The sequence below is a fragment of the Pseudomonas sp. P20 genome (assembly GCF_016463925.1).
GTDB lineage: Bacteria > Pseudomonadota > Gammaproteobacteria > Pseudomonadales > Pseudomonadaceae > Pseudomonas > Pseudomonas aeruginosa.
Genome location: NZ_JAEMVM010000021.1, coordinates 1 through 2,064 on the forward strand (window position 1 = coordinate 1; position 2,064 = coordinate 2,064).

The 2,064-nt window shown below is 72.2% G+C and carries 1 pseudogene; it reads right to left on the reverse strand.

The features are described from left to right. Nucleotides 1–2,064, reverse strand: a pseudogene (locus JHD77_RS22965) (hemagglutinin); the annotation flags it as partial.

Here is a 2,064-nt window from a genome sequence, read left to right on the forward strand (position 1 = left end):
GGTCGGCGCTGCTGACGTCCAGCACGCCCTGGCTGATCAGTTGGCCACCCTCGGCGTTGTCCAGCGCACCAGTGACGACGCTCAGGCCGGCGTTGCCAGAGAGCAGGCCCTTGCCGCTGTTGTCCAGCGAGGCGCTGGCGAGCGTCAGGCGGGCGCCGGAGACGGTGCCTTCGGCGTGGTTGTCCAGCGCGCCGTCGACGCGCAGGTCGATGCCGGCGCGGCTGGCCAGGGTGCCCTTGGCGCTGTTGTCCAGGCGAGCGGCCGCGATGTCCAGGCCGGCGGCGCCGGAGATCACCCCGCCCAGGCTGTTGTCCAGGGCCTGGGCGATGCGCAGGGTCAGGCTGTCGGCGCCGATCAGGCGCCCGCCGCGGTTGTCCAGGCTGGCGGCGGCGAGGGTGAAGGCGCGGTCGCTGGAGATTTCCCCGCCGGCGCCGTTGTCCACCACGCCGAGCTGGCGCAGCAGCAGCGCGCCGGGCGTGGCGATCAGGCCGCCGTCGCGGTTGACCAGCGTGCCGCCATTGAGGTCGAGGGTGACGCCGGCTTCGCTGACCAGGACGCCGCCTCCGCGCTGGTCGAGGCCTTTTAGGTTGGCGTAGAGCAGGCCCTTGGCGCTGATCCGGCCCTGCTGGCCGTTGTCCAGCCGGGCGGCCACCAGGGTGATGCCGGCGTTGCTGCCGATGCCGCCGTTGCGGCTGTTGTCCAGCGCGCCGGTGCGGATATCCACCGCACCCTTGGCGCTGATCACGCCGGAACGGCTGTTGTCGAGGCTGGCGCCCTTCAGCGTCACGCCGGCATCGCTGAGCAGCCTGCCGCCCTGGTTGTCCAGCGCGGCCTGGCTGGTCAGCGCCAGCGCACCGGCGCTGGAGAAGGTCCCGCCACGGTTGTCCAGGCGCGCGGCGCGCGCCGTCAGGCTGCCTTCGCTGACCAGCGCGCCGCCCTGGTTGTCCAGCACGCCGCCGAGGCTCACGCTCAGGCTGTTCTGGCTGTCGAGCCGACCGCCGTCGCCGTTGAACAGTTCGCCGCCGTCCAGGCTCAGGCCGTCGCGCCCGGCCAGCACCCCCTTGGCCTGGTTCAGCAGGCGCTGCACGGTGAGGCGCAGGCCGCTGTCGCCGATGACCTTGCCGCCGCGGTTGTCCAGTTGCTCGCGGGCGTTCACGGCGACCTTCGAGGTGCTGGAAATCTCGCCGGCGCGGTTGTCGACCTGCCGCGCCTCGATAGCGATGCCGCCATTCGCGGCGATCAGCCCGGACTGGCTGTTGTCGAGCGTGTCGGCCGCGACCTTCAGGGTCTTTTCGCTGACCAGTTCGCCACCTTGCTGGGCCAGGCTGCCAAGCGTCGCCTGCAGGTCGCCCTTGGCGGCGATACGCCCTCCGGCGTTGCCGACGGCGTTCGCTGCGAGGTCCAGGCGGCCATCGCTGAGCAGCTTGCCACCCTGGTCGTTGCGCAGGCTGGCGACCTCCACGCGCACGCCAGCCTTGCCGCTGGCGCTGCCGCCGTCGCGGTTGTCGAAGGAGCCTCCCGTGGCGCTCAGGCCGGCGTCGGCCACCAGCACGCCGCCACGGTTGTCCAGGCTGGCGCCGTGGACGTTCAACTCGCTGCGGCTCGACAGCAGGCCGCCGGCGCGGTTGTCCAGTTGCCCCACCGTCACGCGCTGCGCGCCCTGGCTGAGCAGGTTGCCTTCATCGCGGTTGTCCAGCAGGCCGCCGAGGCTGACCTCCAGGCCGCCCCGGCTGCTCAGCGTGCCCTTGCCGCTGTTGTCCAGGCTGCGCGCCCGCAGGTCGAGGCGGTTGGCTGCGGAGAACAAGCCGAGGCGGTTGTCGATGGCACCGCTGGCGACCACCAGCAGGTCGTCGCCGATCAGCTTGCCGCCGCGATTGTCGAGGCTGCCGACGCGGGCCTCGACGCGCTTGCCGGAGACTTCGCCGTCCCCCCGGTTGACCAGCGCCTGGGCGCTGACGCGGGTGGACTGCTGGCTGCCGAGCAGGCCTTGCTGGCCGTTGTCGAGCGTCGCCGCGCCGACCTCCAGGTCGTTCAGGCCGATCACCTGGCCGCCACGGTTGTCGA